The sequence below is a fragment of the Pseudomonas fluorescens genome, from assembly GCF_018614775.1.
In the GTDB taxonomy this organism is placed as follows: Bacteria; Pseudomonadota; Gammaproteobacteria; order Pseudomonadales; family Pseudomonadaceae; genus Aquipseudomonas; species Aquipseudomonas fluorescens_BY.
In genome coordinates this window covers 1-25,919 of sequence record NZ_JAGGOF010000042.1, presented here as the reverse complement: position 1 = coordinate 25,919, position 25,919 = coordinate 1, and the positions used below count along the sequence as shown (strand labels likewise).

Below are 25,919 nucleotides of genomic sequence, written 5' to 3'. Positions count from 1 at the left end.
GTCACCTCCCATACAGCGAGCGTTGCCAGGCCCTGTGTGCCATCTGTTGTGCAACCGACGCTGAAACCGGCACTCAACGGATGCTGATGCAGAGGGAAAGCACATGAGCTTGCGTGATCGCGGATTCAATCGGCTGTTCAACGCCTTATCGGTTTCGACCCTTTTCTTGCTCGACGCCCCGTCCGCCCTGGCGGCTTGCACCCTGACGCCCACCGCCGGCGATGATGCCTACGTGTGCGACAGCGGCAGCGCCCCCGCGCTGACAGACCTTTCGGGTAACAACCGCCTGACGATGCCGGCCAATGGCAGCGGAGCCATAGCCGGTGACGTCACCTTCGGCGCGGGCACCGACTACGTCGAGATCAACGCCAATGGCACCATCGGCGGCGAGGTCCAGCAAGGTTCGGGCATCGATGATTTCGTCATGCGCGGCGGCAGCCTCCAGTCCCTGGCCCAGGGTGATGGCCTGGACACCTTCCTGATGACCGGGGGCACCATCGTCGGAGCGTTCGAAGACGGCGACGTGGCCCGCATGACCGGCGGCACGATTGGTCGGGTTGACATGAAACTCGACGACAACGTTTTCGACATGTCGGGCGGGCAGATTCTCGGCAACCTGGTGACCGGCTTCGGCGAAGACACCATCATTCTCTCCGCCGGGCGCATCGGCGGTAACGTCAGTGTCAGCGGCGGCAACGACAGCGTGACCGTGAGCGGGGGCGAAATCGTCGGCGAGGTCCGCACCAGTTTCGGCGATGACCAGTTTCAATGGAGCGGCGGCATCATTCGCTCGGCCATCCTGATGGGCGATGGCACGGATACGGCGCTGTTGCGTAACCTGGATGAAACGCTGCTCGCCACCACCCCCAGCCTGAACGGTGGATTGGGCCAGGACAGCCTGACGTTCGAGGCCACGACCTCCAGCACTGGCGCCCGCTATGTCAACTGGGAAACGGTCAACCTCGCCCAGGGATCGCGCCTGGACCTCGGCGACTCGCTGGTATTGGGCGACTCCGCCACGGCCACCGGTGTGCTGAACATCGACAGCAGCAGCGTCTTGACGTCGACCCAGGGCAGCATCAGCCCGTTTACCGTCGGCCAGCTCGTGACGCTCAACAACAGCGGGACCATTGACCTCACCCGCGATAACACGCGCACCAACGACAGCCTCACCGTGCAAGGCAATTACGTCGGTAGCAACGGTCAACTGCGCCTGCAAACGGTGCTTGGCACCGACAGTTCCCCCAGCGACAAACTGGTGGTCAATGGCGGGACGCTTACCGGCAGCACCGCCATCGCAGTTACCAACCTGGGCGGTGCTGGCGGCTTGACGACCCAGGATGGCATCGAACTGGTCCAGGCCCAGGGCGGCGCGGTCAGTGACAGCAACGCGTTTTCACTGGCGCAATCGGTCTCGGCGGGGGCGTTCGATTACCGCTTGTTCAAGGGTGGCGTGACTGGCAATGAGAACAACTGGTACCTGCGCTCGACGGTGGTCGCCGGGCCGCTGGCGGCGCCCCCCGCTCCGTCGCTGCCGAACTCACCCGCCCTGCCACCCTTGCCGCCCTTGCCGGTGCCCATCCAGGGCGCTGCGCCGATCCCGTTGTATCGCCCGGAAGTGCCGACCTGGTCGGTATTGCCGCCGGCGGCGGCGCAATTGACGCTGATGGCCCTGGGCACCTTCCACGACCGCCAAGGCGACCAGCGCCTGCTCACAGAGAACGGTGCCTTCGGTGCGGGTTGGGGCCGGGTCTATGGCAAGGACCTGGACCAGACCTGGGCCGGCACGGTCACGCCGCGCTTGGACGGGTCGATCAAAGGCTTCCAGGTGGGCAACGACCTGTACAGCGCGCCGATGTCCGGTGGGCAGACACAACGCGTCGGCTTTTTCGTCGGCCATACCGAATTGAACGGCCATGTCGATGGCTTCAACCTCGGTTTCCAAGGGCGACGCGCCGGCAAGATCGAACTCGATGGTGACAGCTATGGCCTGTACTGGACGCTCACCGATCCCAGCGGCGGCTACGTCGATGCCGTCGTGATGGGCACGCGCCTGGACGGCGACAGCCGTTCCGAGCGCGGCCTGAAAATCGATAATCGCGGGCACGCGCTGACGCTTTCGGCGGAAGCCGGCTACCCCTTCGCCGTGGCGAACGACTGGGTGCTCGAACCCCAAGTCCAGATCATTCATCAAAAAGTGTCCCTGGACACCCAGGACGACGGGATCTCCCGGGTCGAATTCGACTCCGACAGCGCCTGGACCGGCCGTGTCGGGGCTCGCCTCAAGGGCCGCTACCAGGTCAGCGGCCTGCCGGTGGAACCGTATCTGCGCGCCAACCTCTGGCACACGTTTTCCGGCACCGACGCGGTGACATTCGATAACAGCGACCGGGTCGAGACTCAACAGCGTGCATCCACCGGCGACCTGGGCGTGGGTGTCATTGTCAGCCTCGCGCCCGCGGTCAGCGTGTACGCCGCCGCTGACTACAGCAACAACCTCGACAGCAACCAGCAACGCAGCGTGGCGGGCAACCTGGGCGTGAGAATCAGTTGGTAGGCCATCTCTGGCACGGTTTCGTCCAGGCCCCTTAAAAAACACCTCCATTAAGGCGTATAACCCTAAAAGCGTTTTACGTCTGTAAGCCTCTGGCTCATTTCCTTGATGGAGTAACGACATGACCACCGCCACCCTGCTCGCCCACCTGTTCCCCAGCGCCGCCGAGATCCCGGAGGCCTATCGGCTTGAGGGCCGGATCGAGCAACGCGAATACCTGGTCGATGGCGTCCTGAAAACCTGGGAAGGACCACTGGCCGTGGTCCGCAGCCCGGTGTACCTGGCCGGCGAGCACGGCGATGAGCAAGTGATCCTGGGCAGCACACCGTTGCTGGATGCCGAGACCGCCCTCACCGCCCTCGACGCCGCGGTCCGTGCCTATGACCGGGGCCAGGGCCAATGGCCGACGATGCGCGTGGCGGAGCGTATCCGCCATGTGGAAACCTTCCTGGCGCGCATGCGTGAGCAACGCGAAGCGGTGGTCAAGCTGCTGATGTGGGAAATCGGCAAGAACCTCAAGGACTCCCAGAAGGAATTCGACCGCACCTGCGACTACATCGTCGACACCATCAATGCCCTCAAGGAGCTGGACCGACGCTCCAGCCGCTTCGAACTGGAACAGGACACCCTCGGGCAGATCCGTCGCGTGCCCCTCGGCGTGGCCTTGTGCATGGGCCCGTACAACTATCCGCTGAACGAAACCTTCACCACGCTGATTCCGGCCTTGATCATGGGCAACACCGTGGTGTTCAAGCCGGCCAAGCTTGGCGTGCTGCTGGTGCGGCCGCTGCTCGAAGCCTTCCGCGACAGCTTCCCGGCTGGCGTGATCAATGTGATCTACGGCAGCGGCCGCGAAACCGTCAGCGCGCTGATGGCCAGCGGCAAGATCGATATCTTCGCGTTCATCGGCACCAACAAGGCTGCCAGCGACCTGAAGAAACTCCACCCGCGCCCACACCGCTTGCGTGCCGCCCTCGGGCTGGATGCCAAGAACCCCGGGCTGGTGTTGCCGGACGTCGACCTGGACAACGCCGTCAGCGAGGCGCTGACCGGCTCGCTGTCCTTCAACGGCCAGCGCTGCACCGCGTTGAAGATCCTCTTTGTCCATGAAGACGTGGCACCGGCGTTCATCGAGAAATTCAACGCCAGGCTGGCGGCCCTGAAACCCGGCATGCCCTGGGACGACGGGGTGGCACTGACGCCGTTGCCTGAAGCGGGCAAGGTCGACTACCTGCATTCGCTGGTAGCCGACGCAATTGCCAAAGGCGCAGAGGTGAAAAATCCCCATGGCGGCGAGTCCCGCAGTTCGTTCTTCTATCCGGCGGTGCTCTATCCGGTGAACACGGCGATGCGGGTCTACCACGAAGAACAATTCGGCCCGGTGGTGCCCATCGTGCCGTACCGCGACCTCAACACCGTGGTGGACTATGTGCTGGAGTCCGACTTCGGCCAGCAACTGAGCATTTTCGGCACCAACCCGGCGGAGGTCGGCAAGCTGGTGGACACCTTCGCCAACCAGGTCGGACGGATCAACATCAACGCCCAGTGCCAGCGCGGGCCGGACACCTTCCCGTTCAATGGCCGGAAGAATTCGGCCGAAGGCACGTTGTCGGTCCACGATGCGCTGCGCACCTTCTCTATCCGCACCCTGGTCGCAACCAAATTCCAGGAAAGCAACAAGGCATTGATCAGCGACATCATCCGCGAGCGCGATTCAAACTTCCTGACCACCGACTACATCTTCTGATTCGTTCAAAACGGTGCGTCACGACAGGACCGGGCGGCGCAATCGGCTGCCCCAGCCTTGTTGCATGCCGGCCGCCGCCAGCAGGATCGCCGCCACGCCCAGCCATTGCAGCGGTTCCAGGCGATGGCCAAAGGCGAACCAGTCGACGAAGATCGCCGCGATCGGATAGATGAACGACAGCGCACCGGTCACTGCCGTCGGCAAGCGCTGGATGGCGCTGTACAACAACACGTACATCACACCCGTGTGCAGTATGCCGATGCTCACCAGGCTGGCCCAGGCCGTGCCCTGTTGGGGCAACGCCGAGAAATTCGCCCAAGGCGCCAACAGCAACACGCCGGTGCTGACCTGGATAAGCGCGATCAGGTGCGGTGGCGTGCCGGTCAGGCGCTTGATGATCAGCGCCGCGATGGCGTACAGCAGCGCTGCTCCCAACGCCAGCGCAATGCCCAGCAGATATTCCTGACCACCCTGCCCTTGCTCACCGTGGGCACTGACGATGGCCAGCATTCCGAGAAAAGACACCGCCAGCCAGAACAGTTTCTGTGCGGTGATCTTTTCCCCCAGGAACAGCGCCGCCAACCCCACCAGCATGAACGGTTGGACGTTGTACACCGCCGTACCGATGGCAATCGATGCCCGCGAATAAGAGGCAAACAACAACACCCAGTTGCCAACGATCGCCACGCCACTGACCACCGCCAGCAGGAAGGTGGTGCGCGTCAGGATGCCGGGACGCAAGAAGCCGAAACCAGCGCAAATCAGCAGCAAGGTGACAGCGCCAAACACACAGCGCCAGAACACCACGTCCGGCACCGGCAGGCCCGAGACCAGCACGAACCAGCCTATGGTTCCGGAAATCAGCATGGCGGCGGTCATTTCCAGCGAACCGCGACGTAAGGTCTTGTCCATCTTCAGTCTCCCTCAGCAAGTGCGCACAGTATGCGCAGCCAACAGGCACCTTCTCCATGGCTTGAAAAAGGCTAAACTGCCTTTCGGCCTTTTTTATCAAGGCCACTTCACGTATTCGCCTAACGGAGCTGACATGACTGACGACATTGACCAGGTTCTTATCAGCGCCCTGATGGAAGACTCCCGGCGCTCCCTCAAGGCCCTGGCGAACCTCAGCGGCTTGTCCTCGCCCAGCGTTGCCGAGCGCCTTCGCCGCCTCGAAGAACGCGGCGTGCTTCGGGCCTATACCGTGGAAGTGGACCCGAAGTGCTTCGGCTATCAACTCCAGGCGATTGTGCGTATCCGCCCGTTGCCGGGGCAGTTGCAGGAAGTGGAGCGACAGATCCAGGCCATCGCTGAATTTACCGAATGCGACAAGGTGACCGGCGACGACTGCTTCATCGCCCGGTTGCACGTGCGCTCGATGGAACAGCTGGACACCTTGCTGGACAAGCTCAATGTCCATGCCGAAACCAATACCGCCATCGTCAAGAAGACACCGGTCAAACGGCGATTGCCGCCGATGGCGTGAGCAAAGCTTGCTCGCGACAGCGGTGGTCCTGCCAGCAAATGTTGAAGTGGCTGGCCTCGTCGCTAGCAAGCTGTGCTCTCGCAGTGCTCGCACGCGCCCTGCTGCGGCACCAGGCGAATATCCACCCGCCGATTGGCCATCCGTCCGGCCTCGGTGTCGTTGTCGGCAATCGGCTGGCTCGCGGCGAACCCCTGCACGGCGAAACAGCCGGCAGCGATGTTGCCCATACGCTGCATCCAATCGCGCACCGCCGAGGCGCGGGCGTGGGAAAGTTGAAGATTATCGGCGTCGAGCCCCGTCGCATCGGTATGCCCGGCGATCACGATCAACCAGCCCGGCCGGGCTTTGATATTGACCAGCGCATTGACCAGCACATCGGTGGCCCCGGGGTTGAGCGCCGCGCTGCCAGGGTCGAACAATGAGAGGCTGTCCAGGCGCACCGGCTCAGGCACGGCAGGCCCATCGGCAGGGCTCCGCCAGGCCCGCCAACCCACCCCAACGGCCAGGGCAACCATGAGCGCCGCCGCGCACAACCCCAACCTGCCCGGGCGCTTGATAGCCTTGACTGCTGGAGGCGGCACGAGCATGACAGGCCTGACAAATGCCGGCTCCGCCAGCCGCGCTGTCAGTTCGTACACCGCAGGCTTTGGCTGCAAACGCTGGGTCAGGATGCTGACCTGCTGGCGCAGGACCAACAGCGAGCGCATCGGTATGGACGCCTGGTTCAGCAGATGCTCATGCAAACGCGCCAGCACACGGTCAAGTTGCAGCAATGTCGCCTGCTGGTGTGCCGCCACCGAAAAGCCACGCAGCAGCGATTGCAGTTGGGCGAACAACCATTCCAGGACATCCAGGCGCATCGAAGTGCTCGGCGGCCATAACGTCGACCATTCGTGACTCAGCGTCTCAAGCAGAATCATGCCCTGGACCATGCCCTCCAAACCGTTACGCTGCCCACTGGCCAAGGTATAGAAACTCACGGTTTGCAGTTCCGCCCCATTCTGCCGGAGCAATATCAGGCACAGCTGCTCCACCTTGCCCCAGTCCACGTCGGGACAAGCGGGATGACCCAGCTTCGCCAGTTCATCGCCCAGGGCGGTAAATTCCTCGTAGCCGCGTGGATCCCCGCCGACTCGAACATGCATCTCGAACAGCGCGGTCATCCTCTTGTCCTTTCGTTATCCGTCAACGGCTCCAGCACGTTGTTCTGGCTCGCCGGATAACGCACCTGGGTCTTGCCTCCGGGTGCCAGCGTCGTACCGAAACTGGCTCGTCGCCCGCCTTTCAATTGCACCTCCAAGGCCAGCTCCACGTACCCCGGCAGTGCCTGGGGCAGTAGCTCGATCGAGACGCTTGCCAGACGCGGTTCATACTTGAGCAAAGTGGCGGCCATGGCTTCGATCAAGGTAGGGGTGCCAGCCGGCACGCCCTGCAGCCCCGCGCCCAGATCCGGCAGCCCGTAATCCGGCAGGTGACTGAGCGCACCAGCCCGGCTGCCAAGGATGCGTTGCAGATTATCCAGGACTGAAAGCACCGGCTGGTCTTGCTCGCTGACCTGATCGAGGTCCAGCCCGCCGGCGAAATTTTGCAGCAGCGTTTCGTAGAGCGAGGGATTGAGTTCGGTCATGGTTCAGTCCTTTTCCAAGGGCGATAACGTCAACCGGTTGTCATCCAGCTCGATCACCCGTGCGCGGTCCAAGGCGAACTCATCGCGTGTGAGCATCAGCCGCCATGTATCGATCGTGACATCCGGGTCGTGAAACAACGCCGCCACCGCGACAGCTTGGGTGCCCTTGTCCAGGGGCACGTTCAACTGCGTTTTTTCGCCGGGCTTCACCACCACGATTCGCTTGTCCAGCAAAGTGCTGTCGAGCAGGCGCTCGTCATCGCTCAGCAAACCCTCGTAAGTCGCCTGGTCCATGTTTTTTCTGGCGCTTAGTTGGTACACCCGCACCCGTGTCGGCACTGACAGTGCGCCGGAATTCGCCCGGCCGCTGTTGTCGGCCAGACGGGCGCTGAAATCCAGCTGCAGGGTTTTCGCCTGTTTATGGAAAATGGCTTGGGTCGTGGACGCGGAGCGGTCTGTTATCGACTGGGTCAGTCCACAGCCGCCGAGCGATAAGCCGACCGCAGCCAGCGCCAATAGATTAATAACGGTACGTGACATGGTGGGCCTCCTGGCTCCGGGGATTGTTGGTCAGGCCCAGATATCGGCCCAGATTGATCGTGATGACGTCGTGCTTCTGCGCTTGCCAGGCATCCGCGCCCAAACCCAGCACGCCGGTCATGCCCAGCTGGATGGGCGCTTGCCCCAATAGCGGCACCGGCAAGCTGCGCACCGGCAGTGACAAGGTCAGCTTCGCGCTGCAACGCCAGCCCAGATACACCCGCAACAGGACCAGCAGGTCGCCATGCAATGGCCCACCGGGTAACCATCCACGGGCCTCCAGCAGGTCTTCGGTAGACAGGGTCAGGTGCAGCTGGCTGTTGACGTCGTTCCCGACACGGCCCAACGGCGTGCCCTCGGACAACGCCACCGGGCGTGTTGCACAGAGGCTGGCGGCTTGCGGCAAAGCAATCTTGCGGGGCCAATGGGGGGTGATTCGGGCCTGGGTATGAGGCGCCAGCAACCTGACCAGCGCTTCGATGCCTTCGGCGTTGCGGGTGGGTAGGCGCATCACGCCCAGCAACGCCAGGAAACGCGAGATCGGCGTGGCAATCTGCCGGGCGGTGCCGGGAATGCCCAGGCCGATCAGCCCCAACAGGCACTGCGACGTCGCATCAGTGCCGCCCGCCTCGAAGGTGGCTGGGTAGGTGTACTTGCGCCAGATCCGATAGAACTGAGTGAAAATCCGATGGTTGAAGATGTCGAGAAACGCCTCCAAGGCCTCATGGCCTTCCCGGCGTTGGGCGATATCGTCCAGAAACGCCGTCGGCATGGGCGAGTCGACACCGTACAAACCCAGCAAACGGGTGCGCACCGTGGCCGGACGCTCTGGGTGGCGGTCATCGGTTTCAATCGCTTTCAGTTCGCCGGCCGGAAAGCCCATGCCGGGATCCGGTCGAAAGCGCACCGGGTCGTCTGCCGGGCGCGTCGTGCTGCCCAAGAGAGGGTGACCGGGCAACGCCTGTTCCAGCAGTTGGCAAAACCGGTACAGGCTGGCCTCGGCCACCTGCCCTTCAAGCGCATCCAGCAGACCACTGGCCTTCAACCGGGAATACGCTGACTGTGATTCTCGTTCCATTGCAGGCATTTTCCAGTGGGTTGCAGGATGAGGGTGAGCCGAGTGAACAGGTGGATGTCGGCATACAGGGCGAAGAAGCGATTGAGCATCTCGCCGAACAGGCTGATGTCGCCCTCCCCCAGGAAGCCGTTGGCGTCGAGGGTGATTTCGATGTCCACCCCACGCAACAGGAAGCCCTTTTCAAAGCGCTGGATCAGGTGATGACGCACCTCGACGATCGCCTCCAGCCGCCGCCGGTTCAGCTCGCTGCCGGTCCAGTCGTACAGCGCCAGGGTTCCGCGCAACACTTCAGCGCTGTCGAGCATCGGCAGGAAGTTCGAGCCCAGGTGACTGAGGACGCGCCAGTGGAAACGGTCGCGATTGGGTGGATAGCACGGCAACGTCGGCGCGCACAGGTTGCGCACCCGCAACCCGACCTGGGCAGACTGCACCACCGTATCGAGCAAGGTGCGCTGCAACGCCTTGCGCGGGAGTTGCCCATGGGTACCGGTCAGGCGTAGCGACAGGCTTGTCTGACTGTGCAAACGGTCCTGGTCAAAACCGTCGCCGCCCAGCACCAGCCAGGTGTCGTGCAACCCATTGGCCGCCCGTTTCAAGCGGGTATGAAAATAACGCTCGGGCGCCCCGTCACGGAGCATTCCACCCTTGTGGCGAAAGCTGGTGAAGGGCACGTAGTCCAGGCGCTCGGTACTCTTCGAAGCGGTGACGCTGTCCACTGAATAGATTTCCAGGTGGCCGTCCTGTAAGCGCATGGGCCGCAGCAGGTAATCGGTCTGCAACGGCTCCAGCGCCATCGGGTCGGCTTCGAGCGCGAACAGGTTGATGACCGGCGCGCAATGCAGGCGGATATGTTCGGCGCTCAGGTTGAAGGTCGCCGGCCAGGACTCGCGCAACACCACCTCCAACTCGAACCAGGGCGTTTCCGGCCCGATGACCAGTTGCTCCAGCCCACAGAGGGTGACGAACATGAATTTCTCGCGGAAGGTGAAGTATTCAAGCAGCAGCTGATAACCGCTGAAGGCGCTATCCGCTTTCGGCCACAATCGGTCCTCGCCGGCAAAACCCTTGGCCTTGAAATACCCCTCCAGTGGTTGGCGCTCCTGGCCGGGCATACGCACATACATCGCCTGGCAGTTCAATGTCAGCGCATGGTGCAACGCACTGGCCAGAGGGCCATCGGCGTTGAGGTACAACGGCAAATGGCTCAGGTCGACAGGGCGCCAGTCGGTGAGCGCGCCACAGGTGAAGCGCAGGCGCAGCAGCGTGCGCCCGTCCGGCTCATGGTCACGCCGCACCGAGGTCAACGCCAACGGCTGCAACGTCAGCGCTTGCGTGGTGGTATAGCGGCAGCGGGTGCCTTGCGGCCCGATGGGTTGCGACAGGATCTCGAACCCCTGGCCGATCCGTTCGCTACGCTTCATCTGGCCCAGGTCGGGCATCAACTCGATGATCGACAGCGATGGAATGGTCCGCAAGTAATGTGGCCACAACAAACTGACCAGGCCTTCGGTCAGCTCCGGCAGATCATCGTCGAGCTTTTCCCGCAGGCGTCCCATCAGGAACGCAAAGCCCTCGAACAGCCGCTCCACATACGGGTCTTGGGCCCCGGGTTTGTCCAGGTTCAGTTGCGCCGCCCGGTCTGGAAACGCCTCGGCGAACTCCTTGCCGGCCTCGCGCAGGTAACGCATTTCAGCGTCGAAATAGCGCAGTGTCAGGTTGTCCATGTTCAAGGAAATAACTCCTGTTCAATAAGCGTCAGCCGCAAAGCACAGCGGCTCGTACCGGATCGGCGGCGACCAGCGCCGCCAGCAACCCCTCCATCCGGCGGGCCAGGGCGGGTTTGTCGGCATCGTTGCGCTGGGCTTTCAGGCGCAGCAATTTGAGCAGCCGGGCCTTGACCTCGAAGTACAGCTCGGGCTCCCAGGCGCACAGATCATGGTGCTGAACCGTGGCATCCAGCTCCCCCAGCAGGTGGATGGCCAGATCACTTTTGCCGAACTGTTCGGCCACCCGCACCATGAGCAGGCGCAGCAACCAGCGCTGGCGGGCGGTCCGGATGTCCGGCCGTGCCGCCAGCCAGGCCAGCGCCTGGTCCACACCGTCCCGGTCGGCCTGGGCCAGGGCTTCGCCCTCCAGAGAAAAAATGTCGATGTCACCCGCCGTGGGTGGCGACGAAGATGCGGGCAGCCATGGCTCGGGGGGTTTGTCGCTGACATGCCGGGCGATCCATTCGCGGGTGATCTCATCGGCAAACGGGCTGCCATCGTTCCAGCAGAGCATCTCCAGGCCCGGCAGCCGCCCAAGGAACATGCCCAGGTCCCGTTGGGTGATATCGGCCCAACGGTCCTGCGGCGGCGGCTGTTTGCTCAATGCCTGGAACACATACCATTGCAGGTCCAGCCAGAAATGATTCACCCCTTCGGCATAGATGCGCTCCACCTGATCAAGCAATTGCGTCCAGCCCTGTTGCAGGTACAAACGCTTGAGCTGGGCCCGGTAGTCCGCGCGTGGCGGCGCCAGGCGCGTGTTGCCGTTGGCGTCCAACGGCGGTGCCTGATGCACCGTGTCCCAGCGCAGACTCTTCATCAGTCGATGGGCGGCCAGCCAGCCGTGGGGTTGATCGCGCAGATAACCGGCCAGGGCCCTGCCGCCGTCCAGCAGATCCCGTCCTGACTTGATCGCCGCGACCGGCGCGGCGCCGGCATGCACATGGCTGGTCTGGCTCGCCGTGTTCTGGGGGACCAACGCATCGACACCACCGGACTGCACCAGGCGTGCCGACAGCGCGGCATACAAGGGTTCCAGGCTGGGACGCTGTTCCTGCGGCCACGCAGCCAGACCCTGTTCCAGCCATGCCAATGCGGCCACCGTCCGCTCGGCCTCGGCTCTCACCACCTCGGGAAACATTGACAGCGTATCCAGCAGCTTGCTGCCGGCCAGCCACTGCACCGCCAATTTGCGACTGTTGGCCCGCACCGGCAGCAGCGTATCGGCGAAGTGATCGACCAGCGCCGCCATCAGGCTCAGGCCTTCAGCCAACCCCGCCTCCCCGTCCCGGTGCAGGCGTGCCCACAAATAATAGGTGGCTACGCGCAGATCCTTGCACGTATGGGTGAGCAGTTTCTCGGCCAACGCGATGACCCGTTCGGTATCGGCACCGGACAACTTGTTGACCTCCTCGCGCAGACTCTGGAAGTCATCGTCGTAGCCGGGGTCCTCGCCGACAGCTGAGTCCGCGCTGACAGGTCGCAACCAGGGTGCCCAACGTATGGCCTGTTCCCGGGCAATGGGCAGTGGGTCGCGCCCGCCCAGGCAACGTTCGATCAAACCGGGCAAGCTCATTCGAACACCTCGTTGCGCGCATTGGCCCCGCCTGCGGCCAGGAATATCTGCTGCGGCAACCTGAAGCCGCGCAGCTTGAGCAGTGCCAGCGGCCCGGCGTCCAGTTCGGTGCGCAGGTGCCAGATCATGTTCGCGCCGTCGGGGGCCTTGATCAGCATGCGGTAGTGGCTGCCACGGTCATCCAAGGGCGTGAGCTGGGCTATTTCCAGCAAGCGGATCAGGCCCCAGGTGCCGGCGTAGTCGCCGAACAGCTGTTCGTTGCCGACCAGGCCGGTCCAGGTCAGGCGCGCGCCGGGGTACTCGCTGCGGCCCGGCCAGTTGAAGCGCTGCCAGCGTTCCCGCTGGTTGAAGTAATGGTGCTTTTCGCCGTTGAGGGTGAAGGTGCTGTCGACCACGTCGGGCCGCGGCTTGCCGCGCAACTCGAAACTCAGGCCCAGGCCGCCGTCGGTGTAGAGCACGTCGGCCAGTTCACTCAGGTGATTGACCGCGGTCAGGAACTGCGGATTGATGCGCAAGCCCTGGCCATGGCGCGGGTCGGCCACCCAGCGGTTGCCTTCCTTGCGCAGCACGCCGCTCAGTTGCTCGTGCAGAAAGCGCTCGATGCGCCCGGAGTCCGCTCGGATCATCTGGCCCAGCATCGGCAACGAGGCATCGCTGCTGGTCGCGGCAAACGGGTAGCGCCCGCTGAAGGCCGCGTCCCAATGGTTGACGATCGAGCGCTGCCACTGGCTGTTGAGGCCTGCCGCCGAGGGTTGCAACACCCGCTGCCAGGCCTGTTCCAGCGGCTGTACGAACAGCGTGTCACCGACACCGGCCCATTGCGCGCCGAGGCTGGCGGCCATCAGCCGCGCATAGGCCTGGCTCTCGGAGAGGTCGATGCCGCGCCCCTGGAACACTGTCTGCGCCAACGCCTGGGTCATTTCCAGCGGGTCGGCGGCGGTGCTGATCTGTTGCAGCTTCAGGCGCACGCGGGTTACCCGGGTGAGGAAGGCTTGCAGGCTCAGTTCGTCACCGCCGTGCTTGCCCTCGGCGCCCTTGCCCAGCAGGGCCAACAGCGGCCCGAACGTGGCGTCCAGCGGACTGCCCGGCAGGTCGGCCAACTGATCGATCACCGGCGCCTTGTCCGGCCCCATGAGCTTTTGCGCCGACTTCATCAGCGAGTCGGCCAGGGCCTGGCCGCGAGTGCCGGCCTGCCCCTGGTAGGCCAGGGTATTGACCAGCGCAATCAGCGGTGACTGACGCACGTCGCTCATCAGCGTCAACTGGTCGATCACCTCGCTCAGGCTGCGCGGTTGACGCGTGCGCAGGCTGTTGAGAAACACCAGCCAGGCGCTGGCGTAATCCTGGAAATAGCGCTCGGTGAGCCGTTGCTTGAGCAGCTCTGGCGACAACTGCGCATCGACATCATCGGGCCGGTCGCTGAGCACCCAGTCGATTTCCTCACGGCGCGCCTGGGCAATGTCATCGATGGCCTGGCGCACCCGGCCCTCCCAGGCCTGACGGGTGAACACCCCCGGCACGCTGGCCTTGCTGGAAAACAACGCCGCCGCCTCGGTGTCGCCCACCATCTGTTGCAGGCCCAGCGCCGGGTAATGATGAGCCGCCTCGTCGAGGACCTGTTGATACAGGCTGGCTTCGGCGTTGCGTTGCCCCAACTGGCCGAGCAGCACCTGGCGGACCTGCGCCACCCAGCGCGGATCGGCCTCAATGCGCCACTGCGGATGCGCCGCCAGTTGCTCGCCATAGAACTGCCACAGGTTGGGCGCGAGGAGTTGCCACAGCCCCGGCGAAATACCGTCACGGCGGGTGTCGGTTTTGCCCAGGGTCTGGACCAGATAATCGGCGTCGGCTTTTTCCGGGTGCGCCATCATCAGATAGGCCTTGAGCTGCGCGTAGGCCTCGCGGGCCCGTTCGGCGCGTTCAGAGCTGTTCGGTGGCAGCTTGACCAACGCATCCAGTTGCGCGCGCAACTGCGCTGCCGCCGGGTCGCGAATCAAACGGTTATTGGCCTCGACATAGCGCGGCCACACCGCGTCACGCACGACCTCATTGCGGTTCAGGCCAAAGCGCTGATACCAGGGCGCACCGTGCACGATCCGGTAATCCAGGCGCGCCAATTCGCGAACCAGTTCGTGCAACGCCAGCAGTTGCTCATCGGGCCGCGACGACTGCTGCAATGCTGTCAGCAAGGTATTCACCTGAATAACTTGCGCACGGTTACTGATAAAAGACAGCCCCATCCCCGTGCCCCACACCAGCGCCAGGCCCAGGACCAGCGCCTGGACACATCTCGGCGCACTCCAGCCCAGCCGCGCGGTGACACTGCGATCCCCTCGCACGCCGTGCCACGCCGGGTCGGGCAACCACAAGTGCTCGGCCCCCGGTGCCTCCCGACGCAGCGGCAAACTGAACCACAGCCCGCGCAACGGCACGCCACGAGCAAAACCACTCCACAACGGCGCCAGCGCCCGCCGCCAACGGGCGATGCCCTCATCGCGCAAATCACGGGACAGGCGCAGCAGAAAGTCATGCTGCATCTGTACCTGCATCTGCTCCAGGCCTTCGCGGCGCAGCGGCGCGCGCAACGCTTCCAGACAGCTTTCCAAACTTTCCGGCGTCATTCGCGCAGGCAACACACACCCCACCGGCTGGGTCTGGCGCCCGTCCTGGGACCAGGCACTGGCACAGACCTGCCACAAGTGCAGCGGCAATTCCCAGCCCACCTTGCGAGCCAGCGCCTGCAAATGCCACAGGCCCACACTCATCGCCTGGTCATCTGTGCACTGGGTTTTGTCCAGCGCCCAAACCACACCGTCCAAGGCCCGGCCACGGCTGTGCTTGAGCCATTCAGTGAGCAGCGGCGCGTTCAGTTCAGCCTGCACGCTGCCGCCCCAGAGGAGCACGGTGTCCTGGCCTTCGAGCCAGTGCTTTTCCGCAAGGTCGGGGGCGATGGCGGTGATTGGCTCGGGTCCGCCGACGACCAGCAGGATGCGGATTTTGCGGCGCCAGAAGAGGCCGTGTTGGTGACGCAGGTGGTTGCGCAGTTCGGCGAGCTGAACATCCACGCTGCGCAATACCAACTCCGCGTCCGGTTGAGGATGAACTTTATTCACCAGCCCCTGCTCACGGTAGTCTTGCCGTTTAAGGTGTATCAACAAACGGGGTATCAGATACCCCAGCATCGCCATGGTCATGACCAATAGCGATGCCAACAGTTTGTGAGCGGGCTCCAGCAAACCTGCCCGTTCGCCATATGTCCAGACGATCCATCCCAACATAGCCGTCAGCATGATGCTCCACACCGCAGCACCCGCGCGGCGCCATGAGTTATTCAAGGTTCTCATGCCCTTTCTCCGGTCGTAACGGTGCTGATCCAATGTCGCGATTCTTCCTGGGTCAACATCAGCAGCGGTCGCTGTTGATGCCTGGCCATTTCGACCCCGAAAGCGGCCAGCAGCCAATGGCTGAAAGGCCCCGGCAACCCGCACAGACGCTCCTGTGTCCATTGTTGATTGACTTTCAGCGACGCCCCCTGAGTGCGGCCTGCAGCAAAAATCTTGTTTATCAATGGCTGCCAATCGGCGCGATCAGCCAACAAGCCTGTGGCTTCACGAGCACGGGTCTGCGATTGCAGGAACACTGGCAATTCCCGAGGCAGGTCGTTGATGTCCAGCGGCATCGGACGCAGCAATCCTCCCGTCAGCGGCATCTCACACGCGAGCGCCAGCCGGTCCGGGCGAAGCAGCAAAGCCGCCAGACCGTCGGAATACGCATCCCCACCGCTAACCTGTAGCACCAGGATTAGCTCCGCTGCCGAACTGGCGGTCTTCAGCGTTTCGTCGATCCATTGGTACGACAATTCGGCCGTCAGGGTCAGTTTCTCTGGTGAGGTCAGCTCAATCTCGGTGGCCCAGATTTGTCGCCAGGCATCGCGCAGGGCGTCGTATTGGCCGGGCTCGATATCGGTCAATAGAGTGACGCGCAATGACTGCCTCCTAGGCAACGCCCGCACTGTCGGAGCCATTGCCGATAGCAGCAGTCGAAGCCCTTCCTGCGCACGCTCCTGCTCCGGCAGAGCGGTGATACGCCTTGCCTCCCCGGTTCTGGGCGGCCTGTTGGAGTTTTCCTGGGTAAGCACACTTGCGGATACCTGATCCGGCAGAAGCACACAACTGCCCTGCACCGCCAGATACCGATGAGCCCAGTCCTGCCAGGCCTGCTGTGCTGCGTGCGCCTCCTCTGTCAGAAACTGGCAATGACTCAGAGCCCCTCCGTAGACGTAGGCGCGGGTGCCGAACGCCAATACCCAGCCCAGCAATGGCAAACCGAGTACCGCCCAGACGTTGAGTGCTCCTAGCGCCGGCACACGTTCAGAGGCATGCAACAAAAACAGCAGCACAGCGGCCAGCACCGCCATGCACGCTGCCAATAGCCATCGGCTCAGCACGATGGGGGCCGGGGCTTTCGCCACTTCGGCTACCTGACGTTCCCATCCCATGGCTCAGCCCACCGCGCAATCGGGGGCGGTGGAAATCACTCGGCAGCCGCACTCACTCCGGCAACCGTTGACCACCATTTCCCGGCCATTCTCGGACCATGTCCCACAGCCCTCGACAATGGGATTGACCCCGTGCCCCGGAACAGGACACCTGACCTCGTCGCCCACCAGCGCCACGGGCTTGCCGTTAATGATCATGGTGGAAGAAGCCATTATGACTTCGCCTTCGTGAGTGGTTTTATCACCTAACAAAACAAATCCTTGTGACATTCGCAGAAACTCCGTTAGTTCAAGCATGGCCGATACAGCAGCGGCCTTCCGTTAGTGAGAAGTTAGATAAATCCAGAGCATGATGTTGCGACAGGCGATTCGCAGGTACATGTTTCATTGCTTGTCCTCCGCAGCTTGGCGAATGGCTTGTAATTTGCGGAAACTTGGTTTGTAGCTACCGTCGGTAAGGATGCTGCCATCAGGATAAGTAAAGGACATGAAAGAGCCAATTTTCTGCACCCTTGGTCCAGTTGAATACGTCACAAAATCCGAATGCAGGAGGGGCTCGAAATAGACACTGCGTGCTTGTAACGCTCGATAGACCAAATAAATGTCACCCTCTCCTGCGAGGCTAACGCGCTTACTGTACCCATCCGCAAAATTTTCTATTATCCAAGGGTAGTAGTCTTTTTTAAGTACTATATCCCCCTCTACTTTGATGCCCGTCCCACCGCGTGGCGAATTGTTGTGATCAAAAATCGCGACGATGCCCCCTCCCGCCCCTGACATCACGTCCTGACCAAAACGTGCAGGGTCCTTGTAAGTAACGCCAAACGTCACGTTGCTCAACCGCCATTGGCATACCCCGCCGCCATCCTTCGGCAGGCTCGCCTGATAAAGATCACTTTGCCCTTGCCGCACAGGCTGTATATCGGTGCTCTGATAGCCGTCACGTTGATAGGGTCTGCCTCCGGCGGTGTGGTCGGTGAACGTGCAGAGTGTTGAGCGATACATCACCTGCATCACTTCGGCTTCCAACTCCTCCGGCACTTTTACCGTCACGGTGATCTGCTCGCTATCAGGCGGTGGCGACAGGCTATAGTCCTTGGCACAACCGCTCAGGCTGACGAAAAGAGTAAATACCGCGATACGCAGGCCGCCGTTCATTGCTTGCCCTCCGCAGCGTGGCGAATGGCTTGTAGTTTGCGAAAATTAGGCATGTGGGTCCGATCGTCAACGACGCTGCCGTCGGGGTAGGTATAGGCAGTGTAATGACCGTCTTTCTTTACTTTTGGTCCTACTGAATGCAATACGAATTCAGAATGCAGGACGGGTTCGAAGTAGACTCGGCGGGCCTGTAGTACTTGATATTTAACATGGGTCTTGCCTTCGCCAGTGAGGCTAATAAATTTTTGATATCCACCCAAAAAATTCTCTGATATCCAAGGGTAATAATCTTTTTTAAGTATCAAGTCTCCAGCGACTTCGAAGTCAGCACCTCCCCGTGGCGAATTGTTGTGATCGAAAATCGCTATGATTCCCCCGCCGCCTCCGAAAGTCGCATCCTCACCAAAACGTGCAGGGTCCTTGTAAGCAACGCCAAAAGTCACATTGCTCAACCGCCACTGGCAGGCGCCGCCGCCATCCTTCGGCAGGCTCGCCTGATAAAGATCACTTTGCCCTTGTCGCACCGGCTGTATATCGGTGCTCTGATAACCGTCGCGCGGGTAAGGTCTGCCGCCGGCGGTGTGGTCGGTAAACGTACAGAGCGTTGAGCGATACATCACCTGGAAGGTTCTCGCTTTCAACTCCTCCGGCACTTTCACCGTCACGGTGATCTGCTCGCTATCAGGCGGTGGCGACAGGCTGTAATCCCTGGCACAACCGCTCAGGCTGACGAAAAGAGTAAATAACGCGATACGCAGGCCACCGTTCATTGCTTGCCCTCCGCGGCTTGGCGAATGGCTTGTAATTTGCGGAAACTTGGTTTGTAGCTACCGTCGGTAAGGATGCTGCCATCAGGATAAGTAAAGGACATGAAAGAGCCAATTTTCTGCACCCTTGGTCCAGTTGAATACGTCACAAAATCCGAATGCAGAATGGGTTCGAAATAGACACGGCGTGCCTGTAGGGCCTGATATTTGGCATAAATACCGCCTTCACCTGTAAGGCTGATACGTTTGCTGTATCCATCCAAAAAATTCTCTTTTATCCAAGGATAATAGTCTTTTTTAAGTATCAAATCCCCGCCGACTTCGAAGTCAGCACCTCCGCGTGGTGAATTGTTGTGATCGAAAATCGCGACGATGCCACCTCCCGCCCCTGACATCACATCCTGACCAAAACGTGCAGGGTTCTTGTAAGTAACGCCAAACGTCACATTGCTCAACCGCCATTGGCATACCCCGCCGCCATCCCTCGGTAGGCTCGCCTGATAAAGATCACTTTGCCCTTGTCGCACAGGCTGTATATCGGTGCTCTGATAACCGTCGCGCTGATAGGGTCTGCCCCCGGCGGTGTGGTCAGTGAACGTGCAGAGTGTTGAGCGATACATCACCTGCATCACTTCGGCTTCCAACTCCTCCGGCACTTTCACCGTCACGGTGATCTGCTCGCTATCGGGCGGCGGCGACAGGCTGTAGTCCTTGGCGCAACCGCTCAGGCTGAAACACAGGGCCAGCAGTGCTACGGATAGCTTCCTGGTCATAATCTGGCCTCTCAAATGAAGGTACCGGTGTGATACATATCGGGATCGGCCACGCCATCGAAACGCTGCAGCGCCTCGATACCGCCCTCAGCTTCCCAGGTGCTGCCCAAGGCCAGGCCCAGCAGGCCCTGCAAGTGGAGAAACACCCGATTACGGTTCCGTTCATCCTCATGGATGCGGTCGCAGTGCTCTCTCATCTGCTCTACAAACATCTGCCGCTCCTGCTGCTCCCTCATCAGGGGCTTACGCTCAGCATTGATGGCCTCCAGCAGGTGGTTGTGCAGGTAGGGCTGATACTTCTTCATGAAGTGCTGGCCGATGCCCGAAACCCGCCCGATCTTCGGGTTGCTGTAGCGCGGAAAGAATGCCGCGCGCTCATCGGGCTTGAGCGAGCCGACCAGGCTTTTTTGTGCCGCTTCAGCCTTCTGTTCTTCCTCGGGGCTCAGGCTGGGCACCAGGTAGAACTTGGCCTTGTGCGGCAGGCGCCGGGAGATGGGCGTGTGATAAGGCGCGCCGAGCCCTTCCTTGTTGCGATACGCCGGGTAAAACGAACCGCGCTCCTGGATATGCTGCTCGGCGCGGAAAAACATCGCGACTTCGCCATGATGACAGTAGGGGTCGCCGTGCTTGACCACGGCAGTGGCCGCCAGTTGGGCCAACGACCAGGTAAACCCCAGTGTCGTGCCCAAGGGGCCATACAGGTCGTACAAATAGTTGTCCAGGGCCGCCTCGGGCGGGACGCTGGGAATAAGGTCGGTGTCGTTGACGTGACGGAAATGCACCAGCTCGCTCAGGCCCTGCACGGCCTTGAGGCTGAAGGTGCGGGGCATGCCGTAGGTGTAGAGCACTGGATTGCGGTTTTTCAGCGACGCGGCATGGACCAGTCCGAGGGCACCGCCTAGGCTATGGCCACAGATAAACAATTTTCGGCCTAGCGCGCTTTCTGGAATCGTTTCGCCCAGCTCCTTTACGTAAATCCTCCTAGCCACCTCGAAGGCGTTGCGAAAGCCCAAGTGCATGCTCCCCTCCGGTGCCAAACCGTCACAGGGCACCATGGGCTTACAGAGAGCCGCCACCTCGGGCGCGACCGGACGAAAGGTCACATCGGTGAGCAGGTCATCAAAACCTTGGGTTTCGGTGCCGCGCCAAGCCACCAGCACCTGGGAACCACTGATGGCATAGAACAGCTGGGTATGCCCTTCCGGTGGAACGGCCTTGCTGGTGTCCAGCAGCTCGAAACTCGTGTAGCGCTCATTGAACGGCACATCCCTGACCAAGCAGAGCCAGTTGGCACCGTCGTCCCATACCCGGGGTGTACGTGACAGATCCAGGCACTGCTGGGAGAAAAATTCCTCAATGGAGCCATGCTCCTTCTTGGGTTTGGAGCTGTAAGCCAGAATACTCATCAGCCCAAGGTTGTAGGCATTGGCCAAGCTGTACCCCGGCTGGTGATGCAACACCAGAGCCCAAGCCCGAAGCGGGCAGATTTCCAGTACGTGGCGACGATTCAACCGCTCGAAACTGAAGGTAAAACCGCTGAAGGTCCGATCCGGAAAGTGGAATTCCGGGGGGTTGGCAGGGTCCTCCAACGGCGGGTTGAAGGTCGGCAACCGATCGCACAACTGGCCGATGCGCAGGTAGTGATAATCGTGCTTATCGGCCAAAGCCCGCTCCTCGATGCACGAGAAACCGGCGCACTGCGGTTGATGCAACGGGGAGCGATCAGCGAAGCCTGGACGAGACGGCTCAGACCGCTTAGTACGCAAGCGTCGGGTTTGCAGTTGCTCGGCCAGCGGGTCGGCTGCCAGCATCAAGGTGATGGGCAGCGGGTGCAGGCCCTCGATGCGGATCAGTCCCTGGGCATCGCTTTGGCCGCTGTACTCGGGGATGTAGCCCGTGCAGGTGGCTTCGTTCAGCGCCCGATAGGGCATGTTCGCCAAGGGGTCGCCCTGCTCATCCACCAACTGGAACTCGATCCAGTATTTTTTCTGTTCGCCCACCACAATGACTTTGCAGGGGTTGAGTGTGTCCGTACGGTGCCGGGTGTCGTTCATATCGATCCTTGAAATATTGAGTTTAAAGTGACTGACAAAAAGGTTTTATGACGCGTCCGTTCTGCTCATCTTGGTATTGCAGGTACGCAAACTTCCTTCCAGGTTTCTCCGTTACACAAAAAACCGCGTCATAAAACAGAATGCTCTGACGGACTGGGCTGGCAACAATGGCTTCTATCCTCACGTAATAGCTGTCGCCCACCGTGAAAGGTTTCGCCGCTGTTTGTTGCCGATATCCGACTGGTAGAGTGCCATAGGCAATACAATCGCCAGGCTTCAATGAAAGAGGTGTGCCATCGGCCCTTAATTCAAATCCCCACATCAGTAATCGCCGTCCATCGCGCAGAGTACTTTGCACGATGGACACAGAACTAACCCTTACAGGGGTTGGCGCGTTCAATGATGTACAGATCAACAACTTTTCATCGATCGATTTAATTATAGCCTCGCCTGGAATACCCCAAGGCGTGGCTTCAGCCGAGCAGGCCATCACGTTCAATATCAAGCCAAGAAGAACGATGAGATTTCTCATGTGCGCACTCGACCGGGCCATGGTGACTTCGCTAGGGGCTCGCCTTGCTCAGGCACGTTCCCATTAAGTTTGGCATCGCAAGAGGGAACGATTTCCGCCCCATCAGCCAACCGATCATACTGCAGATACTCATACGTCCCGTCAGTGGATTGGCTAACACAAAAAACGGCTGTATAGCTATCTCTTGGTCGGTAGGCGTCAGTCAGTCGAAATACATAAGTTTTATTGGCTTGGAGTTTCAATGGCCGGACCTTTACCTTATCGTCGTCCAGCTCATAGCCTTCCGGCACTACTCCGAACACGACGCAGTTGCCGGCTTTCAGCACTAATGGTTCGGCCTCGGCCTTGAGTGCAACCCCCCAAGCGCCTGGATTCTGTACATGGCTTTCGTATACAGATATCCAGCCGACTGAAAATGCCTTCTCGTCATCATTTGGCAAGCAAATAGCCGGCTTGTTGTCAATCGAAGTCATATTGGCACTCGCTATACGCCCAAACGATGTCGCATTGGCAAAAAACGCTAAGAGTCCAATTAGTACAAACATCAAATATTTCATGCTTTTTCGCTCAGCGGGGCAGATTGCGCTTGTCGGCAGGGTTTACAAAAAGACCCGCCAATGTTGAAGCAAGCAGCTCGGGGCTCTTTTTGTAGTTACTTTGATTCCATACGGCGAGAGGGTTACCTACGACACAGATCATGTAGTAATCAGAAATTATCTCGCCCTGCTGCTCCATGTTGTAATCAGAGAGCGCCCCCTTCTTTTTCAAATCATAGGCGTACGCTTCAGCCCCGCGACTGCTAACCGTCAGCCCGTTCTTCTTCACGGGGTAGCCAAGTTGGTACTGCCATACATGGGTCATCTCATGCATGAACAGAGCCTTGTCCCTATCATCCCTGGTATTGGAGAAATCATCTCTGTAGTACTGAGTGCTCGCCGGGTAATACATCTCGCCATTAGGCGTAACAGCCGTATTCTGAAAGCCAAAGAACAACCACCAGCCACCATGGTGGACTTTGACTATCTTGTAATTGATCGCGTCCTTGAATACGGTCCTGGCCATGGCGATTTCACCCTCCGTCAACACGCGTGTCTTGCCTTTGGGCAAAGGAATGGTTTGGACGGATGTGCCCACGCCGGTATCGTTGGTGGTGATATTCATGCCGCTCAAGTCGACTTCCAGCGGCGATTGGGTATTGCTCGCCGCGCAACAGGAGGGTGCCCCTTCCGGGGGGAAGAGTTTGAGCTGGCTGATCCGGGTCGGTTTGTCGGTCACGAAGCGCTGGGTATAACCCTGTTCGTCAGTCATGCCGTCAAACGTGCTGTCATCCGCCAGGGTTACGCGGTATTTCAGATTGCGCGCCGGTTTGCCGTTCGGATCAATCAGGCGAAGTTGTTCGTCAAACAACGAATCCGGCATGTCGATCTTCAGGTCCCCGGGCACCAGCGTATTGACGCTCATGGTCCGGCCATTCCTGTCGGTCACTCCGGTGAAAACCCCGCCTTGTCCGGTCGTGACCTGATAGCGGGAAAATGGCTTCGGCGCCTGGGCTTGATCGTTAAGCTCATAGACGCCGCTATAGCCGGCTGGCAACGGGGTCACTGGGGTATCGAGCGTGGCGCCGTCGAGTTTTTCTACATTGGACGCCTTGAGGTAGATATTGCCGGGCGCGCCCAGCTCGATTTCGCCGTCCTTCAGGCGGATGTAGGCACCTGCGCAACGTAAAACCAGTTCCTGCGCTGCGCTGATTTCGACACGGCCCTCGGTACTTTCGATCTTGACGTCGGTTTTCGCCAGCGCCTGGAGACTGCTGTTCAGGGCATGCAATCGAACCTGGCCCTCGGCCGCCTTGAGTTGCAAATCGGCTTTGCGAGCCAACACGCTGACGGCGCCTTGCGCTGTGGCGGTGATGTCGCGCCCGGCGCTGATATCGGCATTGTGCGCTGCCATGATGCCCACGCTTTCCGCCCCCGAGGCCAAGCAGACGGCCTCGGGGCTGACCACGCCGATTCCACTCGGGGCATGGACCAGTACGCCAGGTTGCGTCAGATTCTTGAGTGCCTGACTCAAGCGTTGCTGGCTCTCGATATCGCTGGGTGTCGATTCAGCGCTGCGTGCGGCATCGGCCATGGAGCGCGCCAGGGCCAAGGCACTTTCCAGCTGAAGGATGGCATCGGCCATATCGAGCTGCGCTCCCCTGGCGCGAGGCTGCTCATCCGCACTGATAAACACCCCCTTGCCCCCGCGAATCGCCCCCCATCCATCGCTGCGCAGTTCAAACCCTTCGCCGCGCTTTTTCTTCCCGGCGTCCACCAGGTGCCCGAGGTTGAGCTGGCTTTTGCCGCTGTGTTCGGTGCTGAGCTTGACGTGCTCCTGGCCGCGGGTGTCTTCCATGCGCAGTTTGTTGTTGGCCGGGGTGCGCAGCACGTTGCGCTTGTAGTTGCGCAGGGTCACCGGGTCGGGGTGTTCGTCGTCGTGCAGGGCGTGGGCAATGTAGGGGCGGTCGGGGTCGCCCTGTTCGAAGGCGACCGCCACTTCGGTGCCGGCCAGCAGCGGCAGGTGCAGGCCGTAGGTGTCGCCGGCGTAGGGCCGGGCCAGGCGCATCCACAGGCTTTCCTGGCCGGGGTTCCAGGTGTCGCGGTCGAACAGGAAGTGCACGCGGTAGCGCCCGTCGATGTCGATTTCGGCGTAGGGGTCGTTGGCCTGCGGGTTGCTGACCCGGGCCGGCAGGGTGCCGGCGATTTTCGGCTTGGGTGGCACCGGCGGGCGAAAGCACACCTCGTTGGCATAGGGAATCGCGTCAAAGGTGACGACGAGGCTGCGGTCGCGGGCGGCGGTGGTGGTCAGTTGGACGATCACCGCGCCGGGGGCAAAGGCCTGGGGCGCGCCGCTGATATTCAGCAGTTGGCCCGGCGCCAGGGTCGCGCTGCTGCTGGTGCCGCTGAGGCGGGTCTGGTCGTTGAGGTAGCGTTCGTGGCGCAGGCGCGCGTAGAAAAAGCCGCTTTCACTTTCCAGGTCTTCGTCCTGGTCAAAGCGATCGCCCAGCACCCGATACGGTTCGGCGTAATGGTAGGCCTCGCCGTACGTGCCCTTGCCGCGCCGGGTCTGGTCGACTTCGCCGTCGAGAAACGCCCGGGAGTCGCGGTAGTGATAGGCGCGAAAGTGGATGTGCTGCTCCACCACCTGATGGGCGGCTTGCAGGCCCCAGACACTGTCCGGCCCGGTGCTGGACAGCCCGGATGGCGGGGCACAGGCCAGTTCGACGCCACGCTGGTAATGACGCTGGTCGTCGCGAAACTCGACCACGTCGATGTGCAGGCGGTCGTCGCTGACGAAGCGGTACCAGATGCCGACCTCGGCGAGCAGGCGGTCGATGAAGGCCAGGTCGCTTTCGTCGTACTGCATGACCTGCTCGCGCCGGGGGTACTCGCGCACCAGCTTGAAATAGAAGTGCTGCCCCAGGAAACCGTGGCGGCTGCGCAGGATGTGCTCGACGATCTGCGGCACCGATTGGTGCTGGTAGATCCGGAACTGCTTGCCCCGGGCGAGCAACGCCAGGCACGGCTGCAAGGTGACTTCGTAACGGGTTTCGTCCTTGCCGCTGGAGAGTCGCTTGAACCCGCACACCGCGCTGTAGAAGGTGCGCAGCGGTTTGCTCTGCGGCTTCGGAACACCGCGCGGCAGTCGCGGCGGCAAGGGGTGCAGGCTGAAGCAGGCGTATCGGTTGAGCAGGTCGTTGGGCGAAAGGTCGCGTTCGGGGCAGGTG

At 61.2% G+C, this 25,919-nt stretch carries 19 protein-coding genes and 1 pseudogene; 3 read left to right on the top strand and 17 right to left on the bottom strand.

The features are described from left to right. Positions 1-103 precede the first annotated feature (103 nt). Both J7E36_RS11495 and J7E36_RS11490 read left to right on the top strand, forming a co-directional pair. Positions 104-2,557: an autotransporter outer membrane beta-barrel domain-containing protein gene (locus J7E36_RS11495; protein ID WP_215002894.1), complete on the top strand. Its 2,454-nt coding sequence runs from the start codon at positions 104-106 to the stop codon at positions 2,555-2,557. A 118-nt stretch (positions 2,558-2,675) separates the two neighbouring features. Beyond that, positions 2,676-4,301 carry an NADP-dependent glyceraldehyde-3-phosphate dehydrogenase gene (locus J7E36_RS11490; RefSeq protein WP_215002892.1) on the top strand — a complete coding sequence of 542 codons (1,626 nt, stop codon included), beginning with the start codon at positions 2,676-2,678 and terminating at the stop codon, positions 4,299-4,301. Between the two features lie 18 nt (positions 4,302-4,319). On the opposite strand, the gene J7E36_RS11485 is transcribed toward J7E36_RS11490, so the two are convergent. Then, positions 4,320-5,213, bottom strand: coding sequence for a DMT family transporter (locus J7E36_RS11485; RefSeq protein WP_215002890.1), 894 nt, complete (start codon positions 5,211-5,213; stop codon positions 4,320-4,322). 133 nt (positions 5,214-5,346) lie between these two features. On the opposite strand from J7E36_RS11485, the gene J7E36_RS11480 reads away from it, so the two are divergent. Next, positions 5,347-5,784, top strand: a complete 438-nt coding sequence (locus J7E36_RS11480; RefSeq protein WP_215002889.1) for an Lrp/AsnC family transcriptional regulator — start codon at positions 5,347-5,349, stop codon at positions 5,782-5,784. Between the two features lie 62 nt (positions 5,785-5,846). On the opposite strand, the gene J7E36_RS11475 is transcribed toward J7E36_RS11480, so the two are convergent. The 16 genes and pseudogenes from J7E36_RS11475 to J7E36_RS11400 all read right to left on the bottom strand — a co-directional run. Beyond that, positions 5,847-6,947, bottom strand: a complete 1,101-nt coding sequence (locus tag J7E36_RS11475; protein ID WP_215002886.1) for an OmpA family protein — start codon at positions 6,945-6,947, stop codon at positions 5,847-5,849. Then, positions 6,944-7,411: a type VI secretion system baseplate subunit TssE gene (tssE, locus tag J7E36_RS11470; RefSeq protein ID WP_215002884.1), complete on the bottom strand. Its 468-nt coding sequence runs from the start codon at positions 7,409-7,411 to the stop codon at positions 6,944-6,946. The genes J7E36_RS11475 and tssE overlap by 4 nt, the downstream gene beginning before the upstream one ends. Before the next feature lie 3 nt (positions 7,412-7,414). Further along, positions 7,415-7,951, bottom strand: a complete 537-nt coding sequence (tssJ, locus tag J7E36_RS11465; RefSeq protein ID WP_215002882.1) for a type VI secretion system lipoprotein TssJ — start codon at positions 7,949-7,951, stop codon at positions 7,415-7,417. After that, on the bottom strand, positions 7,932-9,029 hold the full coding sequence (tssG, locus tag J7E36_RS11460; protein WP_215002880.1) for a type VI secretion system baseplate subunit TssG: 1,098 nt from the start codon (positions 9,027-9,029) through the stop codon (positions 7,932-7,934). Before tssG ends, tssJ begins: the two co-directional genes overlap by 20 nt. After that, a complete protein-coding gene (gene tssF, locus J7E36_RS11455) occupies positions 8,993-10,759 on the bottom strand; it encodes a type VI secretion system baseplate subunit TssF (RefSeq protein ID WP_215002878.1) in 1,767 nt (588 codons plus the stop codon). Before tssF ends, tssG begins: the two co-directional genes overlap by 37 nt. A gap of 25 nt (positions 10,760-10,784) precedes the next feature. Next, positions 10,785-12,371, bottom strand: a complete 1,587-nt coding sequence (tssA, locus tag J7E36_RS11450; RefSeq protein WP_215002876.1) for a type VI secretion system protein TssA — start codon at positions 12,369-12,371, stop codon at positions 10,785-10,787. Next, on the bottom strand, positions 12,368-15,715 hold the full coding sequence (locus tag J7E36_RS11445) for an ImcF-related family protein (protein WP_231286370.1): 3,348 nt from the start codon (positions 15,713-15,715) through the stop codon (positions 12,368-12,370). Before J7E36_RS11445 ends, tssA begins: the two co-directional genes overlap by 4 nt. Beyond that, entirely contained in the window at positions 15,712-16,869 is a 1,158-nt protein-coding gene (locus tag J7E36_RS11440) for a hypothetical protein (RefSeq protein ID WP_231286369.1), read from the bottom strand. Before J7E36_RS11440 ends, J7E36_RS11445 begins: the two co-directional genes overlap by 4 nt. Positions 16,870-16,872: 3 nt before the next feature. Then, positions 16,873-17,139 carry a PAAR domain-containing protein gene (locus tag J7E36_RS11435; protein ID WP_215002874.1) on the bottom strand — a complete coding sequence of 89 codons (267 nt, stop codon included), beginning with the start codon at positions 17,137-17,139 and terminating at the stop codon, positions 16,873-16,875. A gap of 114 nt (positions 17,140-17,253) precedes the next feature. Continuing rightward, positions 17,254-18,027: a hypothetical protein gene (locus J7E36_RS11430; protein ID WP_215002872.1), complete on the bottom strand. Its 774-nt coding sequence runs from the start codon at positions 18,025-18,027 to the stop codon at positions 17,254-17,256. Continuing rightward, positions 18,024-18,797 carry a hypothetical protein gene (locus J7E36_RS11425; protein WP_215002870.1) on the bottom strand — a complete coding sequence of 258 codons (774 nt, stop codon included), beginning with the start codon at positions 18,795-18,797 and terminating at the stop codon, positions 18,024-18,026. The genes J7E36_RS11430 and J7E36_RS11425 overlap by 4 nt, the downstream gene beginning before the upstream one ends. Continuing rightward, positions 18,794-19,567, bottom strand: a complete 774-nt coding sequence (locus J7E36_RS11420) for a hypothetical protein (protein ID WP_215002868.1) — start codon at positions 19,565-19,567, stop codon at positions 18,794-18,796. The genes J7E36_RS11425 and J7E36_RS11420 overlap by 4 nt, the downstream gene beginning before the upstream one ends. 11 nt (positions 19,568-19,578) lie before the next feature. Next, positions 19,579-21,621: a lipase family protein gene (locus J7E36_RS11415; protein WP_215002866.1), complete on the bottom strand. Its 2,043-nt coding sequence runs from the start codon at positions 21,619-21,621 to the stop codon at positions 19,579-19,581. A 22-nt stretch (positions 21,622-21,643) separates the two neighbouring features. After that, complete coding sequence (locus J7E36_RS11410) at positions 21,644-22,153, bottom strand: hypothetical protein (RefSeq protein WP_215002864.1); 510 nt, start codon at positions 22,151-22,153, stop codon at positions 21,644-21,646. After that, positions 22,150-22,710, bottom strand: coding sequence for a hypothetical protein (locus tag J7E36_RS11405; RefSeq protein ID WP_215002862.1), 561 nt, complete (start codon positions 22,708-22,710; stop codon positions 22,150-22,152). The genes J7E36_RS11410 and J7E36_RS11405 overlap by 4 nt, the downstream gene beginning before the upstream one ends. 1,078 nt (positions 22,711-23,788) lie before the next feature. Beyond that, a pseudogene (locus J7E36_RS11400) lies at positions 23,789-25,919 on the bottom strand (type VI secretion system Vgr family protein); the annotation flags it as partial.